The following is a 21,349-nucleotide window of genomic DNA, read 5'->3' on the forward strand; positions in this document are numbered from 1 at the left end:
ATTGGCTGGCGCGGCTCGACGAGCAGGATTTGTTGTGCTCGCCCGTGCTGACGCTTGCGGAAGCGCTCGGTCATGAACAGACCAAGCTGAACGGCACGGTGGTGACGCTGAGCGGTGGCGCGACGACCATGGCGCTGATTGGCACGCCGCTGACCATGGCTCCCGATGCCTTCCAGCTTCGCCGCCCGCCGCCCGCACTGGGCGCCGATGGCACGGCCGTGCTCACCGAGGCCGGGTTCTCCGCAGAGCGCATCGCTGAACTCAAGGCGCAGGGGATCGTCGCATGAGCGTGCAATTCACAGTGCAGGACCATGTCGCGCGCGTGACGCTCGACCGGCCAGATCGCCTCAACGCAGTCGATCAGGCGACCGAGGCCGAACTGATCCGGATCTGGGAGACGATCGAGCGCGACCGCGACATTCGCGTGGTGGTGCTCACCGGCGTCGGCGAGCGTGCTTTCTGCACCGGCGCGGACATGAAGGGCGGATCCGGCTCCAGCGGGCTCGACTATTGGGCGGCCGCGCGTCCGGGCGGTTTCGGCGGCATCGCGCTGCGGGAGACGCTCGACATCCCCGTCATCGCCCGTGTCAACGGGCACGCGCTCGGCGGTGGCATGGAGATGATGCTCGGCTGCGACATCGTCATCGCCTCTGATAACGCGACCTTTGGTCTGCCGGAACCGCGGGTCGGCCGGCTTGCGCTCGACGGCGGCATCGCCCTGCTCGCGCGTCGCATTCCTCATGTGTGGGCGATGGGAATGCTGCTGACGGGACGTCGCATCAGTGCGGCGGACGCGTTGCGGTTCGGGCTCGTCAACGAGGTGGTCGCCCCCGAAACGCTCGACGACGCGGTCACGCGCTGGATCACGGATATTCTCGCCTGCGCGCCGCTGTCGGTGCGGGCCATCAAGCAGATGGTGCGGGCCGGTCAGCGCCTGTCGCCGACGGACGCGCAGATGTTGCGATTACCGGCGCTTGTCGAAGCGCTGCAATCGTCCGACCAGGACGAAGGCGTGCGCGCTTTCCAGGAGAAGCGTGCGCCGAACTGGCGCGGACGCTGACCATCAGGAGATCCTCGTGGCCTACGTCATCGTCTCGACCTGCATCGACGTCAAGGACGGGGCCTGCCAAGATGTCTGCCCGGTCGAGAGCATCTACGAAGGCGGACGTATGATGTATATTCAGCCCGACGAATGCATCGACTGCGGCTTGTGCCTGTCGGTCTGTCCGGTTTCGGCGATTTACGCGCAGGATGAATTGCCTGAACACGAGCGTGATTTCATGCGCGCCAACGCCGAATTTTTTGCAAGCTCGGTCACCGGCTGGGGCTCGCCCGGCGGTGCGGATGCGCGGCACATCAGCACGCTCGATCATCCGCTCGTGGCCGCGCACAAGATTCCGGGGCCCTCCGATTAGCGCCTTTCACTTGCGGCGATCGCGCCGCTGGCTACTCGGCGGGCTGCAGCGCGTGGCCGCGACGCGCAATGCGCTCGTGCATCTGCCGGATCATGCGGCTGGCGGTGGTCTCGAACAGGCAGGGAATGACGGCGTGGACCAGCGCCGCCAAGGCGGCGCCGAACAGGCGCGCCGAAAAGCCGAGCGCGAACAGGAAATGCTCGCCGTAGGATTCATCGACGCTCTCAGGATGGGACAGAAACAGCCGGTGCAGGGTGGTTTGCATGCGGGGCTCCAGGGACGCGGTTCGCCTGCAATCCCTAGGGGATTCGGATCAAGAAGATGTCCCAAATATCACGCCATCGACCCCAATCCGGTTGAATTTGGACGAAGGTCTCCTGTATTGTTGGGATAATGGATGAAACAGATCGCAAACTCCTCAACCTGATCCAGCATGACGCCGCCCTGTCGCTGGACGAGCTTAGCGAGCGGGCGGGACTTTCCCGCAACGCCTGCTGGCGCCGCATCAAGCGCCTGGAGGATGACGGCATCATCAAGGGCCGCGTGACCCTGCTCGATGCCAGCCGCATCAATGTCGGCCTGACCGCGTTCATCGCGCTGCGCACCACCGAGCACAGCGCCAGCTGGCTCAAGCAGTTTTCGAACGCGGTGCGCGACATTCCAGAGATCATCGGCGTCTACCGCATGACCGGCGATGTCGATTATCTGCTGCAGGCCGTGATCCCTGACGTCGCCGCCTATGACAGGCTCTACCAGCGCCTGATCGGGAGGATCACGCTCGCGGACGTCTCGTCGTCATTCGTCATGCAGGAGATCAAGGCGACGACGGTGCTGCCGCTCGACTATGCGCCGGAGCGGCGCGGGTGAGGTCGGAGCCCCGAAGGCGCTCGCCGCGCGCATCTATGGAAAACCATGACCGGCGCCGCCTTACGCGCCCGTCGTCTGCCTTTCCTCGTCCGTCCACTCCACCTCATCAGGCGCCAGTTCCGGCTGGAGCGGCGCCTCCTCGGTCATCACGTGGCCGTCCAGCGCGCGCAGCAGGGCCGCGACCAGCACCGGCTTGCGCAACGGTTTGGCCAGGAAGTCCGACATGCCGGCCTCGCGGCAGATCCTGACGTCGTCGGGGAAGGCGTTGGCCGTTAGCGCGATGATCGGCAAGGCCGCAAAGCGCCCTCCTCCCGCGCGGATCGCGCGCGTCGCGGCGAGCCCGTCCATCTCGGGCATACGCACGTCCATCAGCACGATGTCGTAGTCGCCTTCCGATGCGGCCGTGACGGCCTCGACACCGTCGGTGACGACGCGCAATTCGACGTCGAAGGCAGCGAGCATCTTGCTCACGACCAAGCGGTTGACGGCATCGTCCTCGGCGACCAGCACCTTCAGCGGCCGGTCGAGGCCGGCAATTCGGGCCTTGAGATCGTCGGATTCCTCGCGGCCCGCGTCCTGATCCGATGTCTGGGCCTGGCTCCACGGCAGCACCAGCGTGAAGCGGAAGGTCGAGCCCTCGTCCGGTGTCGAGGTGACGCCGATGGTGCCGCCCATCTGCTCGATGATGCGCCTTGAGATCGCAAGGCCAAGGCCGGTGCCGCCGAAGCGGCGGCTGATCGAGGCGTCGGCCTGCGCAAAGTCGCTGAACAGCTGCCCGAGCTTGTCCGGCGCAATGCCGATGCCGCTGTCGGTCACGGTCCATTCGACGGTCGCGAGCAGGTCGCGCCGCGCCAGGCACATGGCCTTGATCGTCACCTCACCCGCGTCGGTGAACTTCACCGCGTTGGAGGCAAGATTGAGCAGCACCTGGCGGATGCGCGCGACGTCGCCGCGCAGCGTCGGCGGCAGGTTCGGATCGAGCTCGATCTTGAGGCTGATACCCTTGCCCTTGGCGCTCGCGCGCACGACGGTCGCAACCGTCTCGACCAGCGCCTGCGGCGCGAAGTCGATTGCCTCGAACTGGAAGCGTCCGGCCTCGAGCTTGGAGAGATCGAGGATGTCGTTGAGGATGCGCTGCAGATTGTCGCCGGATTCACGGATCGTGATGACGGCCTCGCGCTGCTCCGCATCCAGATCGGTTTCGAGCAGCATGCTGGCAAGCCCGAGCACGCCGTTCATGGGCGTACGGATCTCGTGGCTCATGACAGCGAGGAAGTCCGATTTGGCGCGGTTCTCGGCTTCGGCCTTCTCCGCGCGCCAGCGCTCGGTGACGTCGCGGCCGAAGCCGCGATAGCCCAGGAACTGACCGTCGCGATCGTAGGCGGGCTTTGCGGTCAGCGACCACAGCCTCGCTTCGCCGCCGGCGACGACCTTCAAATTCATCTCGTGCAGCGGCTCGGTATGCTCCATCAGGCCGACGATGTTGTAGGCGGCCGCCTTGTCCTCGGGGCACAGCATGTCGAGCACGTCGGCGAAATGCGATCCCTTCAGGAGCGGAAGCGGCAATTGCGCGACGTCGGCGAAGCGTTGCGGCACGTCGACGAGGTGGCCTTCAGCGTCGGTCTGCCACAGCCAGTCGCTGGCGTTCTCCTGAAAGTCCTTCAGCAGCAGCGAGATGATCTCGGTCTGCCGCTCGAGGTCGAGCTGGGCCTTGAGATTGCCGAGGAACAGATTGCCCTGCGAGACGATGTTGCGCGCCATGAAGAACGCGAACAGCAACAGAAACACCGCCGTCACCAGATACGGCCCGGTGCCGCACAGCAGCAGCGAACCCGCGCAGGCGACCGTCATGGTGGCGAGGTAGACGAGGCCGGCGCGCGGGAAGGTCGACAGCGTGAAGGCGCCGCCGGACATCATGCCGACCATCAGGCAGGCCAGGATGAGCTGGCTGGTCGGCCCGACCCGGCTGAACAGCGCCAGCGGCAGCGTGCCCCAGATCGCGGCGAGGAAGAACGCCTGCCGCAGCATCTGCCGCGCCGTGCGGGGCGAAGCCTCCTGCGGCGGGTTCAGATGCGAGCGCTGCCATGCGCGCACGGCGACCGAAGCGACGGCCGTGAGGGTTGCGCCCCAGATCGCCAGGAAGTCGTTCCAGCCCCTGCCCCAGAACAGGATCAGAACAATAGCGACGTTGAGCATAGTGACGGCCATGGTCACGGGGATCAGCCGCGTCACCGCGTCGATTTGCTTGGCGCGGATGCGGCGCAGCTCGCGCTCGCTGAGATCGGCGATCAGGCCGTCTTCGATCTCGAAACCGCCGAGCCAGTACGGGAAAGCGCCGACGAAACCGTCGTGCTGCTCAGTCAATGCTGTGGATTTGTCCCGCCATCCCATTCCGAGGAACCTTTTCCGTATCAATGGCCTAGGACCGGCTTCAACCGGGTTAATTTTGTGGGAGATTTTGCGGCGTCCTTGACGGGGGCGTTAGCGGTTTGTTCTAACCATGACCCCTGCCCGGAGCCCGCCCCATGCCCATCAGAGTTGCCACCTGGAACGTCAATTCGGTCCGGCAGCGGATCGATCTCCTGCTGACCTGGCTTAGGGAATGCCAGCCGGACATCGTCTGCCTGCAGGAGATCAAATGCATCGACGAGGCGTTTCCGCGGCTCGAGATCGAAGCGCTCGGCTATAACGTGGTGACCCACGGGCAGAAGACGTTCAATGGCGTTGCCCTGCTCTCCAAGCTCAAATTCGACGAGACCAAGTCAGGACTTGCCGGCGATGACGAGGACACGCATGCCCGTTTCCTCGAGGGCGTGGTGACGCTCAAGCAGGGCGTGATGCGCATCGCCTGCCTCTATCTGCCCAACGGCAATCCTGTTGGCACCGATAAATATCCCTACAAGCTCAAATGGATGTCGCGGCTTCTTGAGTATTCGAAGGAGCGTCTTAAGACCGAGGAGCCACTGATCCTCGCAGGCGACTTCAACGTCATCCCGCATGCCCGCGACGTCCACAATCCCGCCGCCTGGACCGAGGACGCCCTGTTCAAGACCGAAACGCGGGAGAGCTTTCAGTCCCTGCTCGGCCTCGGCCTGACCGACGCCCTAAGGGCCGTCACCGACGAGCCTGGTCTCTACACGTTCTGGGATTACCAGGCCGGGGCCTGGCAGAAGAACCAGGGGCTGCGCATCGACCATCTGCTGCTGTCGCCGCAGGCGAGCGACAGGCTCGCCAATGTCGGCATCGACAGCTACGTGCGGGCCTGGGAGAAGCCGTCGGATCACGTGCCGGTTTGGGCGGATCTGGATCTGGAGGCGGCGTAGGCTTTGCGCGGAGTTGGTCGGAGCGAGCGGCAATCGCAATTGCCGTAGGGTGGGCAAAGGCGCGCCCTTCGCGCGCCGTGCCCACCATCTCGTCGCGATCGAAACAGGTGGTGGGCACGCTTCGCTTTGCCCACCCTACGGCACTGTTGGATTCGGATGATGGGCACGGCGCTTTGCGCCTTTGCCCACCCTACGGGACCAAGGTCGCCGCCCTTATTCGTGGCGGCCCTGCACCCACTGTTCCAGCATTTGCAGGCACATGGCGCGGTCGTCGTCGGAGGCCTTGGCGAAGGCGCGGTTGTAATTTTCCTTGATCCAGGTCTCGTCGGCGCCGGCGCTGTCACGCGCCAGCGTGAGCCACATCAGGCCGCGCGCAGCCTGCCGCGGCAGGCGATCGCCGTTGAACAGCATCTGCCCGAGCAGCGCCTGGGCCTCGTGTTGGCCCTTCTGGGCGGCAAGGCCAAGCCAGCGGGCGCCGTAGCGGAAATCCTCCCGCGAGGCGTCCGGCGTCTTCAGATAGAGCCGGGCAAGATCGTACTGCGCATCCGCATTGCCGAAATAGGAGGCGGCATAGGAGAACATCTCCCGCGCCCTGTCAGGATCGGCCTTGATCTTGGAGTTCGGGATACCGCTCAGATAGTAACGGCCGAGCGCGACAAAGGCATTGGCCACGACCTGCGCCTGCGGCGCCGACGGGCTGTCCTCGGCATGCGCATTGGCGATCCGGGTGAAATAGTCGAAGGCGCGAACGTCGTCCTGGGCCACGCCGTCGCCGCTGGCGTACATGCGGCCGAGCTTCCACTGCGCAATCGGGTGGCCGCCCTCGGCGGCGTATTGCAGGGCCGTGAGCGAGCTTTCCTGGGGCGCAACGGGCGGCACAGACTTGCGCACTGCACCGGCGGCGCCGGGCAAGGTGGTCACGACGGGGATGGTCGCGTCCTTGGGGTTAACCGGCGCGCCGTCGAAGGCGAGCGCCGGCGCGGCCAGCGCGGTAGCCCCCAACACAAACGCAACGATGGCACGCCTAGATGTCCGCATAGCACTGTTTCTCGTGCGCGCCGCCCGGATGGGTCACTGCCCCCCCGACCGCTGGTCCAACCTGCTGGGCATACTTCCAGAGCGCACCCGACGTGTGATTAGTCGCGCGAGCGCTCCATTTGGTCTTGCGCTGAGCCAGCTCAGCGTCACTCAATTTTACGTTAAGGGTACCGGCGTCCGCATCGATCTCGATGATGTCGCCGTCCTCGAGCAGCCCGATCGGGCCCCCGACCGCGGCTTCCGGCCCGACATGGCCGATACAGAAGCCGCGCGTGGCGCCGGAGAAGCGGCCGTCGGTGATGAGCGCGATCTTGCCGCCCATGCCCTGGCCGGTCAGCGCTGCAGTGGTCTGGAGCATCTCCCGCATGCCGGGGCCGCCCTTGGGGCCCTCGTAGCGGATCACAATGACTTCGCCTTCGCGATAGGTGCGCTTCTGGACCGCCTCGAAAGCATCCTCCTCCCGGTCGAAGCACCTGGCCGGACCGGTAAACTTGAGGTTGGACATTCCCGCGACTTTCACGATCGCACCTTCTGGCGCCAAATTTCCCTTCAGACCGACCACACCGCCTGTCACGGTGATGGGCTTGTCTGCCGGGTGCACCACGTCCTGGTGCGGATTCCACTTCACGCTTTTGAGGTTTTCGGCGATCGTTCGACCGGTGACCGTAATGCAGTCGCCGTGGAGAAATCCGTTGTCGAGCAGCGTCTTCATCAGAAGCGGTATGCCACCTACTTCAAACATGTCTTTGGCGACATAACGGCCACCCGGCTTCAAATCCGCGACATAAGGTGTCTTTTTGAAGATTTCGGCGACGTCGAATAAGTCAAACTTTATGCCGGCCTCATGCGCAATCGCCGGCAGGTGCAACGCAGCATTGGTCGAGCCGCCAGAAGCCGCGACGACGGCAGCGGCATTCTCGAGCGCCTTGCGGGTGACGATGTCGCGCGGACGGATATTGGACGCGATCAGGTCCATCACCTTCTCGCCCGCGGTCGTGCAGAACGCGTCGCGGATCTCGTACGGTGCGGGAGCACCGGCGGAGTAAGGCAGCGCGAGGCCAATGGCCTCCGACACCGTCGCCATGGTGTTGGCGGTGAACTGCGCGCCGCAGGCACCCGCCGAGGGGCACGCCACGCGCTCGATCTCGTCGAGGTCCTCGTCTGACATGGCGCCGACGGAGTGCTTGCCGACGGCCTCGAACATGTCCTGCACCGTGACCTGCTGCCCGCGGAAATTGCCCGGAAGGATCGAGCCGCCATAGATGAAGATCGACGGCACGTTGAGGCGCACCATCGCCATCATCATGCCCGGCAGCGACTTGTCGCAGCCGGCCAGACCGACCAGCGCATCATAGGCGTGGCCGCGCACGGTCAGCTCGACGGAGTCGGCGATGCATTCGCGCGACGGCAGCGAGGAGCGCATGCCGTCATGGCCCATGGCGATGCCGTCGGTCACGGTGATGGTGCAAAATTCGCGCGGCGTGCCGCCAGCGGATGCGACGCCCTTCTTCACCGCCTGCGCCTGGCGCATCAGGGCGATATTGCAGGGCGCGGCTTCATTCCAGCACGAGGCGACGCCGACGAAGGGCTGGTGGATCTGCTCGGTGGTCAGACCCATGGCGTAGAAGTAGGAACGATGGGGCGCGCGCGCAGGACCTTCCGTCACGTGACGGCTCGGCAGCCTCTGCTTGATATTGGCCTTGGCGCCCATCGCGACCAGTTTCCTCAGATCCAGTTTCCTGGCTAACCCTTGTCAGTTCAGGAAACATCAGAGCCAAGATTTGAATCGACCTTGGGATTTCCTGCCGCCAGCAAGGGACCAGCCCAGCCCCTCAAACATTCCAGTGATTTTATTCATGTTCGGGTGTGGCCAAAAAGCGGCGCCGCTGCGAACGACCAATGATCGGGGTTGAATCCACAACCTGTGTTGCTCAGGCAGCACAGTCGTTACCGGGAAGACACGAGTTCGCTTACACTGATACCCTCGCGAAGATGACATCTCGCAATCTGTGATTTCATGATGCGACCTGCACGACCCATCTTGCGGCGGTAATGCAAGGATTGCGACTGAGCCGGGATTCGCCGAGTGTGTGGGAAGCTGCCCCCAGCGGCGTCATTGCGAGCGCAGCGAAGCAATCCAGAGTCTTTCCGCGGCGGGATTCTGGATTGCTCCGCTGCGCTCGCAATGACGGAGCGCGAGCGCGCATTGACTCCTATAGGGTACCCCCCTATCTTACCCGGATGTCGCATACCATCAAGCACAAGTCGAAGCTCATCGGCCGCGTCCGGCGCATCAAGGGTCAACTTGAAGCCGTCGAGCGCGCACTGGAGTCGGAGATCGGCTGCGCCGACGTGCTGATGCTGGTGGCGTCGGTGAAAGGTGCGATCAGCGGTCTCACCACCGAGCTGCTTGAAGACCACATCCGCCATCATGTCGTGGATCCCGCGCACGAGAAGGATCCGGAGAAGGCCAAGGGCGCCGCCGACCTCATCGACGTCGTCCGAACCTATTTGAAGTGATGAGATGACCGACCTGTCTCACCTGCTCCAGCAGAGCAGCGCGCACGCATGGCTGTTCGTGCCCAGCGCCATCCTGCTCGGCGCGCTGCACGGCCTCGAGCCCGGCCATTCCAAGACGATGATGGCCGCGTTCATCATCGCTATCAGAGGCACCGTGCTCCAGGCCGTGCTGCTCGGCCTGTCGGCGACCATCTCCCATACCGCTATTGTCTGGGCGGTCGCGCTCGCGGGCCTTTATTTCGGCCAGGAATTATCAGGCGAACGCAGCGAGGCCTGGCTGCAACTGGTCTCCGCCGCGATCATCATCGGCATCGCCACCTGGATGGTCTGGCGCACCTGGCGGGACCAGAACCGCGAACACGATCATGACCATCACCACCACCACGACGAGCCGCAATCGATCTCGCTCGCCGGCCTCGCGCTGCTGCTGGAGGTGTTCGAAGACGGCGTGCCGCCGCGCTGGCGGATCCGGAGCGAGACGGCCGCGCTTCCCGCTGATGGCGACATCAGGGTGACCACCATCCGCGAGGACGGCTCGGAGCAGACCTTCGCCTTCACCGCAGGCAACGGCTACCTCGAAAGCGTCGATGAAATTCCCGAGCCACATGCGTTCAAGGCCCGCGTCACCCTCGCCGGCGATTCCGCCGAGCTTCTGTTCGAGGAGCACGATCACGACCACATGGACCTCGGCGACGAGGACGACGCGCATGCGCGCGCCCACGCCGCAGACATCCGCAAGCGCTTTGCCGGGCGCACCGTCAGCACGGCGCAGATCATCCTGTTCGGCCTCACCGGCGGGCTGATCCCCTGCCCCGCCGCGATCACCGTGCTGCTGCTTTGCCTTCAGCTGAAGCAGTTCAGCCTCGGCTTCGTCCTGGTGCTGTCCTTCGGCATCGGGCTTGCGATCACGATGGTGTCGGCAGGCGTTGTGGCTGCACTCAGCCTGCGCCACGTCGAACGTCACTGGGGCGGCTTCAGCCGCTATGCCCACCGGGCGCCCTATGTCTCGGCGGCCCTGATCGTCTTCGTCGGCCTCTACACCGGCTGGACCGGCCTGCACGAACTGATGACGTGACCGCCTTGGCGATCAGCCTTTCGCACTCGCCGTCTTGTCGAGCGCGGCGCGAAGGCCTTTGGCGAGCTTGATCGCGTCGTCGTTGGCCCAGAAGTGCATGAAGAACAGCCGCGGCTGCTCGTCCAGCATATGGCTATGCAGCGCCGTCACCTCGATGCCGTTCTCCAGCAGCGCCGCGATCACCGGGTTCACCTCATTGTCAGACAGAACGAAGTCGCCGGTGATGGCAGCCTTGCCTCCGCCCGCTGGCTGGAAATTGATGCCGATGGCGACGCCCATCGGCCCGACGGGCGTGAGCGCCATGCCCTGTTGCGTGATCGGATCACGGCGCTTGACGTTGAACTGGTAGACGCCGCCATTCGCCTGTCCCTTGGTGCCGATGATCTCGTCGAGCTTCGCTGTGTCGAGATCGACCGCGGGCGGCGGGCTCGCCGGTGCGGCAGCGGTCAGTGGCGTCTTGCTTGCGGCGAGTGCATCGTGGATCGCGGCGGCCAGCTTGACGGGGTCGCCATGTCCGGCGACATGCATGTAGAACGTCGCCGGGCTCGCGCGCAGCAGATGGTTGTGCACGGCCGTTATCTCCAGACCGCTCGCGATCATCTTCACCATCACCGGATTGATCTCGGTCTCGAGCAGCACGAGGTCGCCCATGACCATGGCGCCGCCATGCGCCGGCTTGAACGCCACCCAGCCGCCGAGCGCCAGCGCCGGCTTGATCGCGATCCCGTCCAGAGTCACGGACAGATCGCTGCGCGGGAATCCGTAGCGGTGGACATCATCCGTGACGGCGGCCTTGCGGCCGAGCGTTTGGTCGATGGCCTGCCAATTGACGTCTTCCGCCCGGGCCGGCGCGATGAATTGCGCGGCACCCAGGACGGCTCCCAAGGCGGCGGCCAGCATAAGGGCCGCGTGATACAGTGTACGTAGTCGCATGATCGTTCTCCCTGTGCTGCTGCCCCAGGTCGAATCCGTATTCGGGTTCAGGCATCCGCAGCGCGCGCGGATGCGCGTCGCGTGAGCCGATCTGGCTGATAAATTGAGATGGATGAAGTGGACATGCTGCGCCCTTGGTGATCAGGACGCGATGCTTGGGCATGTCGCCTCGCGGGGAGACCGCATATCCCCGATGCCTGAACTTGAAGCCCGTGGGTCCAGGCTGTCAACGCGTGGATTCAGTCGAGCCAGGAAAAAGATTTCTCAGACTCATTGGAACGAAATCGCTGGTGGGTCTCTCGCGTGAAAGCCGCATCGTGGCGAGATCACGCTTTGTAATCCCCGATGAGGCGCCGGTGGCGTTCAACCGCAACATGGCTGGCCGGGCTGCAGGATCACGCAGTCCGGCGCGGCGCTGCCGCTGCATGTCGTTTCGCAGCCGCTCACGAGTGCGGCCACCGTCGCCTCCAGCGCGCACAGCTCGGCAATTTTCTTTCTGATCGAACGGAGATGTCGCTCCGCAAACGCCTTCGTCTCGCTACAGGGCAAGCGCCGCTGCACTGACGCAAGGATGTCGCTGATCTCGTCGAGCGAGAAGTCGAGATCACGGCAATGCCTGATCAGGCTGAGCGCCTTGACGTCTTCGGTGCTGTAGACGCGCTGACCGCCCTGTCGCGCTGGCCTCGTGAGCAAGCCGATGCTCTCGTAGTAGCGGACGGTGGGGACGGAGACGCCGGCTGCTTTGGCGAGGACGCCGATTCTCATGGAAGCGCTCACTCTCACTTTTCGCTTGAACCTCAAGTGGCTTGAGGGCGTAGCGATCGGGTCCTGGACGCACAAGCATGAGGCGAATCACATGAGCGTTATCGGACCGTCGTGCAGCCCTCCCTCCGAGACGTCGGCCGGATGCGGCTGCACGGCGAAGACCGAGCCGGGTGGCGGCAAGGCCGCGGGCATGGCAGTCGCAACGGCTGTTGCGGCTGCGGCATGCGCGGCCTGCTGTGTGCTGCCCTTCACATTGCCTCCCGTCGTGCTCGCCAGCGCGGGCAGCGTGATCGCGGTGCTCGACCATGCGCATGGGTTGATGACAATGCTGTCGATCGCCGTTGTGCTCTGCGCCTGGGGCTGGATCGGGTGGCGATCGCGAACGACGGGCACGAAGATCCGATCGTCGGTGCTGGCAGCGATGTGCGCCGCGACCGTGATGACGGCAACGGCTGCCCTTTGGCCGGTGATGGAGTATGCCGCCTTCCACGCGCTCGGCGTTGCCAAGAAGCCGAGGGCCCGGTGAGCTGATGGACGGACTCACTATCTTCGGGCTGCTGTCGGTTAGCGCGATGCTGCTGTTCTACGCGCTCGAGCCGCGCGGCCCACCTTACGTACTGGCCTTCGCGGCTGCCTGCGCGCTTAGCGCGGTCTACGGCTTTCTCCAGGGCGCCTGGCCGTTCGGCCTTGTCGAGACGGTGTGGACGGCTGTCGCGTTGCGGCGATGGCGCAAGCTTCAGGCGCGCTGATCGAAACGCGCAAACACTGCGCTGGTCAGGCCGCCGAGCAGGGTCCAGAACACCAGGCTCGTCACCGTCACCGCGGTGACGAACTGATGCAACAGCGATGACGGCACGTTGGTCTCGACATTGGCGAGATCAGGCGCGCCGATCAGGTGCGGCAGGATCAAGAGGATCACGCCTGATATCGCCGCCGGCACCGTGCGGCGGAAGACGATCAAGGCGAGCCCGCCTGCCGTCGCCAGCACGGCGGCGAGCCACCAGATCTGCCGCGACAGCAGCGGCGCTGAGGGCACGCCGGGCAGCTCCGGCGGCAGGCCGAGGCTAGGTGCGAGGGTGAAGACAGCGAAGCCCGCGAGGCCCCACAGCAGCCCTTCGTGCCAGGACACGCTTGCGCCGGTCGCGCCGCTGCGCACGGCGAAAAAGCCGGCCAGAAGCAGCGCAAAGCCGATCGCGGTCAGCACGTTGGCGGCGGCGGTGTAGGCGTTGCGCTCAAACCCGTCGCGCGGCTCCCAGGCGCCGGCATGGTCATGGTCGCCGGCGCCATGGTCATGGTCACCATGGGCGTGGGCTGCATGGTCATGCCCGGCCGCGACCGGCTGCGCCACGGCGTCGTGCTGGTGCGCGCCCGCCGCCTTCTCGAAGACTTCCGCCTTCAGGATCAGGGGGACGGTGCCGAACTGCTGGACGACGGTGACGAGGAGACCGACGACGAAACCCGAGATGACCGACGCGAAGACGATCGCGCGAAACGTGCTCATGCCATCAAGGTTAGTGGCAGGGGAACGCGTTCGAGTGCCGCACGTCGTGGGCGGCGTTGTGGACGACGTCGATGTGGGAGAAGCCGACCATGCCGATCACGAACGCGCCGAGCACCATGGCCATCAGCGCCTGCGACAGCCGTCCCACCTGCCCTGCGGCGACCGGAAGCGTGATCTGGGCCGGGACTTGCGCGTTGGCGAGCTGGGACTGGCTCATGGTCTATTCTCCATTGGCGATTTGCGGCTCTTCTAGCAGCTTCCGGGCGATATCGCGACTGGTAAGATGCAGGCTTGTCCCGGGCAAAATGTCCCTGCGGGCGATCTTGGCGTCGGCGGCCGTGCGAAAGGCGGCCTCAAATCGCCGGAAATAGCCGAGGCAGGCCTCCGGCGTGGGCTCGGTGCCGAGCAGCGTCCGGAAAGCGCCCCGGTGCACGGCGCAGATTGCGCCGTGTCCGGCCACGGGAAACACCAGTGAGGCGATATCGTCGCGCCAACGGGCTTCGCTGCTCAAGCGGTTGCGCGTCCCCGCCCGAGGGAGCCGATCAGGCGGGCGAACTCGCAGACGGCGACGAGGCCCGCGAGCCAGATCGCGCAGGTGAGCCCGATCCGCGAGACGATGGCCGCCGTGAAGGCGCCCTGCCCGCCAAGGAACGGCGTCGCGGCGAACAGCGCAAGCTCATAGGCCGTATAGGCGGCGACGAGGGCAATGGCCAGCGTCAGCGGCGTTCGAAGCTGTGCCAGGATGCGAAGCATCGTCGATGCGGCGGCGGTCGCAACAAGCGCAGCGGCGCCGATCACAAGGCCCCAGGCGATGGTGCCGGCATCAAGGGGATAGTGCAGCGCGCCGAAGCCGATGCATTGGTTCGCCAGCCACGTGGCGGTGACAACCAGCAGCGCCTGACGCTGCGACAGCGCGGCCACAGCCACGACCGCGAACGCCGCAAACGGCGTCGCACAAGCAAGCGCAAAGCTCGCCAGCGCGCAGGACACAGTCAGCAGCGCAAGGCAGAACAGAGCGACACCATGCGGCGCGACGGGGTGAAGCCTGACATGGTCGGAATGCGGCGGCAGGTTGGTGAGGGCCATGGACAATCTCCCGGCAGCGATCCTACCACATTGTCGGACAACTCCGCCAACCGGCCCCAAGCCGTGGCACGGACGCCCTATGCTCGCCCTCGCGTTGGTTGAAGACGGGCGCTACGCACGCCCTCTCATTTAGTTGAAGACGGGCGCGCTACGCACGCCCTCTCGGGCGCTGGGCTTGAGCCCAGGCCGTGGTGACGTCGCGCGGCGGAGCGTCGATCCGCTTGATGGGAGTGAGCTCACCGGAGGCGGAGATGATGGCGGTTTCCTCGCGGCGACAGCGCGGGCAGACAAAGCTGACCTCGTGCGGCTGCGCCGACCAGCTCGAACGTTTGACATTGGCCGCCATCGGCCATGCTTCGCAATGCGAGCACGACACCAGAAACCGACCGGGATCGAGCATACCCATTCCTTAGGTCTCCGCGTCCTGCCGCCCTCCTCTAATGATTAGCCCATGTGAATCGTTCCGGTGCGGAGGCACCGTCAGCCCCTTGGTTCCCCAACCGGCCGGATCATATGAGGTGCCGCGCCCTTGCTTTAGCGCGCACCGTGGAGCGTGCAGGCGGTCGTGCAGGTGACGGTGTTGCCGTGGTCGCAGGCCTTGCAGGCGGCCACACACTGGTTCATGTCGCGGGGATTGTAGGAGCTGTAGCTGCGCATCGGGCAGAGCGGGGTCGAGCCAGTGACGTCCTGCTCCTGGTCACAGGCTGCCGTCAAAAGCGCGAACAGGGCGACCGCAAGCAGACGCATGGGATGTCCAACCATAGGACGAGTGACGTTCGCGGGCAACATTGCATGGCAACCTTGCCCCAGGCATTCCCATCGCCGGGAACCGCAACGCGCGAATCCCCGGACCTCATCAAGGATGGGTCTCAATTATTAAGAACGGATTGCGATTGCACGACCTCTCGTAAGACAACGATGCGGAACATCGTGCCTCGTTCCTGGTCGCAAGCTCCGCCCGGGCGTCAGGCGGCAGCCTTGGCCGCGATCGCCAGGCGCATGTCGACCGCAAGCTGACGGTACTGCTCCGAAAGCTTCAGGTAGAATTCGCGCTTGTGGCTGTCGGTCGCAAGCTTGGCAATCAGCTCGCATTCGGCGTTGAGCGTCTCGAAACGCTCCAGCCTGTCCTCTAGTTCTGTCATCGGCGTGTCCCCGTCAAACGCCTGAGGGACAACAAACCTAAGCCCGGAAAATGGGTCACGGCCAACATCGTTATAAGGTAGAATAAATTATTCCCGGCGCGGACAGTTATTTGCTGTCCATGCGCCAGGCACCGTCCCAATCGGCCGCCGGCGGCGCGGTCTCGAACTGCACGATGCGCGCGAGCATCGCCAGCGACGGGCCGTCGCTGGGGACGCTCTGCAGCGCCGCGTTGAATGCCGAGCGTGCCTCGGTGAAGCGGCAGGCGCGATAGCCGGCAAGGCCTTCGGCGTAGTGCGCGCGCAGCCCTTCCTGCGAGGCGGTGAGCGCGCCTGCCCGGCCCATCACCTCGAACACCGGCTGCGGCACGCTCTGGCCGACCACCGCGAGGCGGTCGATCTCGCGCAATTCGAGCCGGGATCCAATCGCCGCGGCGGTCGCCTGCGAGATTAGGATTCGGGTACCGTAGATCTTGTTCACGGCCTCGAGGCGCGAGGCAAGGTTCACGGCATCGCCCATCACCGTAAAGCTCATCATCAGCTCGGAGCCGATGCTGCCGGTCAGGACCTCGCCGGTGGCGATGCCGATGCGCAGGTCGCAGGCCACCGGCATGGCCCGGATGCCGAGCAGGTCCGGCAGCTGCTTCTGCAGCGCGGGCACCTGGTCGGCCATGTCGATGGCGGACAGGCCCGCGAGCAGCGCCTGCTCGTCCTCCTCGATGAAGGGCGGGCCCCAATAGGACATGATGGCATCGCCGATATATTTGTCGATGACGCCGCGGTTGTTGCGGATCGGAGCGGACATCAACGTGAAATAGTGGTTCATGACCTTGACGAGGCCACGCGGGGTCATGCCCTCGCTCATCGCGGTGAAGCCGCTCATGTCGCAGAACATGATGGTCATCACCCGGCGCTGGCCGTCGATGGCGACCTCCGGCCGGTCGATCAGGCCCTGCACCACCTTGGGATCGATGTAGCGGCCAAAGGTCTCGCGGATCCGCTCGTTGTGGCGCAGCTGCTCGATCATGCGGTTGAAGGCGGCGGCGAGCTCGCCGATCTCGTCCTGAGTCGAGACGGTGATGCTCTTGTCGAAGCGGCCGGCCTCGACCTCCCGGGCACCCGCGAGCAGCAGCCGCACCGGACGGGTGATGCCGCCGGAGACAAGCAGCGCAAAGGCAAATCCGACGACCGCGGCGAGCAGCGTTACGACGCCGGAGATGATGATCGCCTGTCGCTGGTGGCCGACCACCGTCGAGGTGCTCGCATAGACCTGCTTGAGCATGTCGGTGCGGACCGCATCGATCCGCTGGTTGAACTGATCGCGCAGCGCATCGATGTGCTCGAGCGTGCTGCGTGCCTCCGGCATCTGCTTGGCGTCGATCTGCTTGAGGAGTTTGGCGTGGTCCTCGTTCATGCCCTGGCGCAGCTCGGTCACGGCTGTCTCGATGCGCGTGTCGATCCGCGCCAGCGCGGCATTGTCCGACGGCGTCCTCGGATCCTCGATGATCGCGTTGATGAGCTTTTGCGCGGCCGACGTCTCTTCCTCGATCTTGCGGTCGGCTTCCTCGAACTCCTTCAGGCGGGCCGCATAGGCCTGCTCGTCCGAGGAATCCTGCATCTTCGCCATGACCATCCGCCGCAACGCCACCGACCGCTCCAGCGAGCGGATGTTGGCCCGCGCCAGATCGCCATAGGCCGGGATGTAGCGGCCGGTCAGCTCGTCCAGGAGAATGCCGACCTGGCTCGACATCACCATCGACAGGATCGAGGTGATCACCATCAGGACGATCAATCCGAGGGCAATGCCGACGATCTTGCGCCGGATCGACTGATTGAAAAGCGGCATGAGATGCGGGCAAAGGCTGAAGAAGGATCTATGGAACCCTCAATACACCGGATTTTCGCCGGGAACACGCGCAATCGGGCCGGTTTGGCGCCCAAGGCTGCGCGCAACCGTCGCGCGAGTCCCGTTTCGTTATAATAAAGGTTAAGGAACCACCACTTCCGCCGTTTCTGAGTTCCGCGAGTTCCAATCCGTATTTTGCCGCATTGTTGAACGAGCGTGCGGAATGCGAAACGATGTCATGGCATCGTTTTGATGTTGTTCTTGATTCTCAAGCCGCATGTCGTCGCGGACCTTGGTTTGTAGTGGTTTCGCAGGGGGACCATCGAATGAACCAGTGCCTACGCTCGCTCGCGTGTGTCGTTGCCGTGGCCGCTTTGACCCTCCTTCCCACCGGGCTGGCGGCGAAGAGCGGTCACAAATCATCCGCGTCCAAATCGTCTGCGTCCAAGAAGACGCACGAAGCGAAAACCGGCAAGCAACGGCATGCTGCATCCGGCAAGCACCGCAAAAATGCCGAGGCCAGGCGCAGGTCGAAGAAGCGGGACGAGCCCGCGGACAAGCCCGCGCCGCCGGCTCTGACCGGCGACCTCGCCGCGCTGAAGGATGCGATCGACCTCGCACGCAAGGGCAAGACCGACGATGCGACAGCGGCGCGCGACCGCATTGCCGATCCCGCCGGACAAAAGCTCGCCGACTGGTTCATGCTGCGCCATTCCGAGAGTACCGCCCCCTTCAAGCGCTACGCCGCCTTCCTCGCCGCCAATCCGGACTGGCCGAGCGCCGTGCTGCTGCGCAAGCGCGCCGAGGCCCGGCTGTGGCAGGAGAAGAGCGACGCGGCAACCGTCCACGCCTTCACGATGGACCGGCCGATCAGCGCCAAAGGCAATTTCGCGCTCGCGCGGGTGCTGTTCGCCGAGGGCGACAACGACGGGGCGACGCGCCTCGTGCGCGAAGCCTGGCGCTCGGACGAACTGTCCGAGCGCAGCGAGGAGGATTCCTACGAAGCGTTCCACGATTTGTTGCGGCCCGAAGACCATCGCGCCCGGATGGACAAGCGCCTCGGCGCCAAGGACTATGCCGGCGCAAGGCGCGCCGCAAAACGTCTTGGCGAAGATTCCCTCGCGATCGTCAAGGCCTGCGCCGCCGTCAACGGCAAGGAGAACAAGGCCAAGGATTATCTCGAGGACGTGCCTCAAGACGCGCGCCGCGATCTCGGCTACGTGCTGTGCCGCGCACAATGGCACCTGCAGAAGGATCACATCGACGATGCAGCCGAGGTGATCCTCGCCGCCGCGCCCGAGACGATGGCGGCGCAGGACACAGACGCATGGTGGCGCGAGCGCCGCCTGCTCGCGCGAAAGCTGCTCGACCAGGGCAAGTTCCAGGCCGCCTACGACGTGGTGCGCGCAGCCGCGGTGCCGGCGATGGAAGTCTACCGCGTCGACTATCACTTCATGTGCGGCTGGATCGCGCTGCGCTATCTCGACGATCCCAAAACCGCGATGATGCACTTCGCCTCCATCGACGAGGGATCGCCCAATCCACTGGCGCTGTCGCGAGGCCATTACTGGCGCGGCCGTGCGGCTGAAGCCATGGGAGCCGTCGCCGACGCGCAAGCGAGCTACAAGGCCGCCGCGCGCTATCCGACCGCCTATTACGGCCAGCTCGCCCGTGCGCGGCTCGGCCTCGAGGGGCTGGAGCTGCGCGCCCCCTCGCCCGTGCTGGCCGCCGCCGACACGCAGGCTGCAGATGAGCGCGTGCGCGCCGCCGACATGCTCTACGCCATCGGCGAACGCGATATGGTGTTCTACTACGCCGAAGATTTCGCCCGGGAGAGCACCGACGCCGCCGCGCTCGCGGCACTTGGCGAGCTCGCCGGCCAGCGCAACGATGCGCGCGTGATGCTGGAGGTCGGCAAGTCGGCGTTGGCCCACGGCCTCGCGCTCGACCACTACGCCTTCCCGACCATCGGCATCCCCGAGCACAAGCAGGTCGCGCCTGCGATCGAGACCAGCGTGATCTATTCGGTGGCGCGCACCGAGAGCTCGTTCAACCAGCGCGACAAGTCGTCCGCCAATGCGGTCGGCCTGATGCAGGTGACGCCGGAAGCCGGCCGCGACACGGCCAGGCGCTTCGGCGTGACCTATGACTGGGACAAAATGGTCTCCGACCCCGTCTACAACACGCAGATGGGTGCGGCCGAGCTCAGCGCGCTGCTGTCCGAATATCGCGGCAACCAGATCATGACTTTCGCCGGCTACAATGCCGGCCGCGGCCGCGTGCGTGAATGGGTGCAGGCGCATGGCGACCCCAGAGATCCCAAGATCGATCCGGTTGACTGGGTCGAGCGCATCCCGCTGTCCGAGACACGCAACTACGTGCAGCGGGTGATGGAGAACGTGCTGGTGTATCGCGCCCGCTTCGAAGGCAGCGGCGCTGTCGCCGGCAAGACCGATCAGCGCGTGGTGACGCAGGAACTCAACGCAACGGCACCCGTGGCAGCCGCAGCACCCGCTCCCTAACCGGCGCCACCGGGGCTGAAGGGGCGCCGACGAGGTCACGTTGCTGCGGCTTCCGCGCGAGTCGCGCAGCTAGGTGTCACCTCCTTCCGTCGTGATCAGATCGCGCCCGTCCAGATATGCGCCGGTCAAAGCTCTCGCGATGGTCCAGAACTGCATCGTGCAGGTCCAGCACGAGACGGCGCTCAGCATCACCAACATCTCGATCATGTTCCCGGTGGCCGTCGCGCTGCGCCCAGGCATCGACCATGGCATCCACAGCGTCAAAAGCTCGCCTCGACGATAGCAATCATAGTCACAGTAATGGCGCTGTGTCCGTACATGCCGGACATAGCCTGATCGGATCGACCGCGAGCATGTGCCGCACGTCGCCGCGCTTGGCGGAGGCTCGTGATTGACCAGCACGAAGTTCATGAGGCCACCCTCACGCGATCTTCTGCAAGAGCCTCGCAGAACAACGCGTAACATTGATAGTCGCAGTACGGCAGACGGGTCGCCATCTCGCGAAGATAGCTGCCGCTGATCGGCTCGCAGCATTGCATGCACCACGCCTGCCGGAACGGCGTCCGATCGTTCACCAGCACGAAGGCGAATCTCACGTGGCACCTCCCAAAGCGAAGCAGTAAACGCTGTCCAACGGAGACAGTGCGGGCGGTGGAGCGCAAAGATGGCTTCGGCCGTCTGGATTATCCCTGTTTTGCTCCACCTTCTGCGGCGGGACCCGGATGTATCTTCCGTCCTCCCTCCGCCGCGCATAGATCTGGCCGTCGACGTACTTGATATCGGTTGGATAGCAATCGGCGCTGTTGCAGCAACTGAGGCTCGGGTTATCCGGCATGCGCCAGGTCGAGTAGAATTTCTCGTGCAGGGCCTGGTCCTGGGGCGGATGCCGGCGATGGACGGCACCGTTTCCGCTCTCCTGCGCCTGGATTGTCGCGGTGGAGCAGCAGAGAACGATTGAGCACAAGAGCTTGCATGAGCGGTTCAAGACATGGGCTCCGGATCAGGCCTGCGGAATGATGTCAGCTCTCTAGTTCAGCCTCGCGCGAACTGAGCCCGAAACAACCACCGGCGGTCGCGTTCGCGGCGGGATCGGAAGCGATCGACACACATTTTTGAGCAGAGCGCAGTGCGCCACGAGTAGTAGCGGATCAAGCCAAATTTACCGCCACACACCGCACAGCCGTTGGCAGAAGAGCACGGTCTGGAGACAGGTTGGCCAACCTCGGGAAGTACGGATGCATGACACATTGTTGTCTCCCTCTGTTGCTTGCGGTTGCGCTCGCCGCGACTGGCTGGTCGACACTCCCGATTGGCCGTGA

Annotated in this window: 26 protein-coding genes; 10 read left to right on the forward strand and 16 right to left on the reverse strand. The window is 64.8% G+C overall.

What is annotated here, in order from left to right:
- The 3 genes from HYH07_RS28960 to fdxA form a co-directional block, all read left to right on the forward strand.
- Positions 1-287: CoA transferase (locus HYH07_RS28960; RefSeq protein WP_220005664.1), on the forward strand; the 287-nt coding region annotated here is incomplete at its 5' end.
- Positions 284-1,060, forward strand: a complete 777-nt coding sequence (locus HYH07_RS28965; RefSeq protein ID WP_220005665.1) for an enoyl-CoA hydratase-related protein — start codon at positions 284-286, stop codon at positions 1,058-1,060. The genes HYH07_RS28960 and HYH07_RS28965, both read left to right, overlap by 4 nt.
- A 16-nt stretch (positions 1,061-1,076) precedes the next feature.
- Positions 1,077-1,415, forward strand: a complete 339-nt coding sequence (fdxA, locus tag HYH07_RS28970) for a ferredoxin (RefSeq protein ID WP_220005666.1) — start codon at positions 1,077-1,079, stop codon at positions 1,413-1,415.
- A gap of 31 nt (positions 1,416-1,446) precedes the next feature.
- Here fdxA and HYH07_RS28975 read toward each other — a convergent pair whose 3' ends face one another.
- On the reverse strand, positions 1,447-1,680 hold the full coding sequence (locus HYH07_RS28975) for a DUF6356 family protein (RefSeq protein ID WP_220005667.1): 234 nt from the start codon (positions 1,678-1,680) through the stop codon (positions 1,447-1,449).
- Between the two features lie 128 nt (positions 1,681-1,808).
- On the opposite strand from HYH07_RS28975, the gene HYH07_RS28980 reads away from it, so the two are divergent.
- Complete coding sequence (locus HYH07_RS28980) at positions 1,809-2,282, forward strand: Lrp/AsnC family transcriptional regulator (RefSeq protein ID WP_057755818.1); 474 nt, start codon at positions 1,809-1,811, stop codon at positions 2,280-2,282.
- A 60-nt stretch (positions 2,283-2,342) separates the two neighbouring features.
- Here the strand turns inward: HYH07_RS28980 and HYH07_RS28985 are convergent, their stop codons facing one another.
- The gene (locus tag HYH07_RS28985; protein ID WP_220005668.1) at positions 2,343-4,673 is read right to left on the reverse strand and encodes an ATP-binding protein; all 2,331 of its coding nucleotides are present in this window, start codon (positions 4,671-4,673) and stop codon (positions 2,343-2,345) included.
- 134 nt (positions 4,674-4,807) lie between these two features.
- Between HYH07_RS28985 and xth the strand changes: the two genes are divergently transcribed.
- Positions 4,808-5,605, forward strand: coding sequence for an exodeoxyribonuclease III (xth, locus tag HYH07_RS28990; protein WP_220005669.1), 798 nt, complete (start codon positions 4,808-4,810; stop codon positions 5,603-5,605).
- 213 nt (positions 5,606-5,818) lie between these two features.
- On the opposite strand, the gene HYH07_RS28995 is transcribed toward xth, so the two are convergent.
- The gene (locus HYH07_RS28995) at positions 5,819-6,643 is read right to left on the reverse strand and encodes a tetratricopeptide repeat protein (RefSeq protein WP_220005670.1); all 825 of its coding nucleotides are present in this window, start codon (positions 6,641-6,643) and stop codon (positions 5,819-5,821) included.
- Positions 6,630-8,354, reverse strand: coding sequence for a dihydroxy-acid dehydratase (gene ilvD / locus HYH07_RS29000; RefSeq protein WP_220005671.1), 1,725 nt, complete (start codon positions 8,352-8,354; stop codon positions 6,630-6,632). Before ilvD ends, HYH07_RS28995 begins: the two co-directional genes overlap by 14 nt.
- A gap of 530 nt (positions 8,355-8,884) precedes the next feature.
- On the opposite strand from ilvD, the gene HYH07_RS29005 reads away from it, so the two are divergent.
- Both HYH07_RS29005 and HYH07_RS29010 read left to right on the forward strand, forming a co-directional pair.
- Positions 8,885-9,163 carry a metal/formaldehyde-sensitive transcriptional repressor gene (locus HYH07_RS29005; RefSeq protein WP_063706516.1) on the forward strand — a complete coding sequence of 93 codons (279 nt, stop codon included), beginning with the start codon at positions 8,885-8,887 and terminating at the stop codon, positions 9,161-9,163.
- A gap of 4 nt (positions 9,164-9,167) precedes the next feature.
- Positions 9,168-10,238, forward strand: a complete 1,071-nt coding sequence (locus tag HYH07_RS29010) for a nickel/cobalt efflux transporter (RefSeq protein WP_220005672.1) — start codon at positions 9,168-9,170, stop codon at positions 10,236-10,238.
- Between the two features lie 12 nt (positions 10,239-10,250).
- Here the strand turns inward: HYH07_RS29010 and HYH07_RS29015 are convergent, their stop codons facing one another.
- Both HYH07_RS29015 and HYH07_RS29020 read right to left on the reverse strand, forming a co-directional pair.
- Positions 10,251-11,138 (reverse strand): DUF1259 domain-containing protein, encoded by an 888-nt coding sequence (locus HYH07_RS29015; RefSeq protein ID WP_220005733.1) that lies wholly within the window; start codon positions 11,136-11,138, stop codon positions 10,251-10,253.
- Between the two features lie 396 nt (positions 11,139-11,534).
- Positions 11,535-11,936, reverse strand: a complete 402-nt coding sequence (locus HYH07_RS29020; protein ID WP_220005673.1) for a MerR family transcriptional regulator — start codon at positions 11,934-11,936, stop codon at positions 11,535-11,537.
- Between the two features lie 91 nt (positions 11,937-12,027).
- Here HYH07_RS29020 and HYH07_RS29025 point away from each other — a divergent pair, with 91 nt between their 5' ends.
- A complete protein-coding gene (locus HYH07_RS29025; protein WP_220005674.1) occupies positions 12,028-12,462 on the forward strand; it encodes a hypothetical protein in 435 nt (144 codons plus the stop codon).
- 4 nt (positions 12,463-12,466) lie between these two features.
- The gene (locus tag HYH07_RS29030; RefSeq protein ID WP_220005675.1) at positions 12,467-12,685 is read left to right on the forward strand and encodes a hypothetical protein; all 219 of its coding nucleotides are present in this window, start codon (positions 12,467-12,469) and stop codon (positions 12,683-12,685) included.
- On the opposite strand, the gene HYH07_RS29035 is transcribed toward HYH07_RS29030, so the two are convergent.
- The 8 genes from HYH07_RS29035 to HYH07_RS29070 form a co-directional block, all read right to left on the reverse strand.
- On the reverse strand, positions 12,673-13,437 hold the full coding sequence (locus HYH07_RS29035; protein ID WP_220005676.1) for a CbtA family protein: 765 nt from the start codon (positions 13,435-13,437) through the stop codon (positions 12,673-12,675). The two genes, HYH07_RS29030 and HYH07_RS29035, sit on opposite strands and share 13 nt — an antisense overlap.
- Before the next feature lie 10 nt (positions 13,438-13,447).
- Complete coding sequence (locus tag HYH07_RS29040; protein WP_220005677.1) at positions 13,448-13,654, reverse strand: CbtB domain-containing protein; 207 nt, start codon at positions 13,652-13,654, stop codon at positions 13,448-13,450.
- A gap of 3 nt (positions 13,655-13,657) precedes the next feature.
- Positions 13,658-13,948 (reverse strand): hypothetical protein, encoded by a 291-nt coding sequence (locus HYH07_RS29045; protein WP_220005678.1) that lies wholly within the window; start codon positions 13,946-13,948, stop codon positions 13,658-13,660.
- Positions 13,945-14,523: a hypothetical protein gene (locus HYH07_RS29050; protein ID WP_220005679.1), complete on the reverse strand. Its 579-nt coding sequence runs from the start codon at positions 14,521-14,523 to the stop codon at positions 13,945-13,947. Before HYH07_RS29050 ends, HYH07_RS29045 begins: the two co-directional genes overlap by 4 nt.
- A 148-nt stretch (positions 14,524-14,671) precedes the next feature.
- Positions 14,672-14,929, reverse strand: a complete 258-nt coding sequence (locus tag HYH07_RS29055; RefSeq protein ID WP_057755853.1) for a hypothetical protein — start codon at positions 14,927-14,929, stop codon at positions 14,672-14,674.
- Between the two features lie 128 nt (positions 14,930-15,057).
- Positions 15,058-15,270 carry a hypothetical protein gene (locus tag HYH07_RS29060; RefSeq protein ID WP_057755855.1) on the reverse strand — a complete coding sequence of 71 codons (213 nt, stop codon included), beginning with the start codon at positions 15,268-15,270 and terminating at the stop codon, positions 15,058-15,060.
- Between the two features lie 218 nt (positions 15,271-15,488).
- On the reverse strand, positions 15,489-15,665 hold the full coding sequence (locus HYH07_RS29065; RefSeq protein WP_220005680.1) for a hypothetical protein: 177 nt from the start codon (positions 15,663-15,665) through the stop codon (positions 15,489-15,491).
- Positions 15,666-15,771: 106 nt separating this feature from the next.
- The gene (locus tag HYH07_RS29070; RefSeq protein WP_220005681.1) at positions 15,772-17,508 is read right to left on the reverse strand and encodes an adenylate/guanylate cyclase domain-containing protein; all 1,737 of its coding nucleotides are present in this window, start codon (positions 17,506-17,508) and stop codon (positions 15,772-15,774) included.
- A 326-nt stretch (positions 17,509-17,834) separates the two neighbouring features.
- Here HYH07_RS29070 and HYH07_RS29075 point away from each other — a divergent pair, with 326 nt between their 5' ends.
- Entirely contained in the window at positions 17,835-20,030 is a 2,196-nt protein-coding gene (locus HYH07_RS29075) for a lytic transglycosylase domain-containing protein (protein WP_220005682.1), read from the forward strand.
- A gap of 69 nt (positions 20,031-20,099) precedes the next feature.
- On the opposite strand, the gene HYH07_RS29080 is transcribed toward HYH07_RS29075, so the two are convergent.
- Positions 20,100-20,441 carry a hypothetical protein gene (locus HYH07_RS29080; RefSeq protein WP_220005683.1) on the reverse strand — a complete coding sequence of 114 codons (342 nt, stop codon included), beginning with the start codon at positions 20,439-20,441 and terminating at the stop codon, positions 20,100-20,102.
- Entirely contained in the window at positions 20,438-20,626 is a 189-nt protein-coding gene (locus tag HYH07_RS29085) for a hypothetical protein (protein ID WP_057755864.1), read from the reverse strand. Before HYH07_RS29085 ends, HYH07_RS29080 begins: the two co-directional genes overlap by 4 nt.
- Positions 20,627-21,349: the final 723 nt, after the last annotated feature.

It is taken from the genome of Bradyrhizobium sp. BR 10261 (genome assembly GCF_019455395.1).
GTDB lineage: Bacteria > Pseudomonadota > Alphaproteobacteria > Rhizobiales > Xanthobacteraceae > Bradyrhizobium > Bradyrhizobium manausense.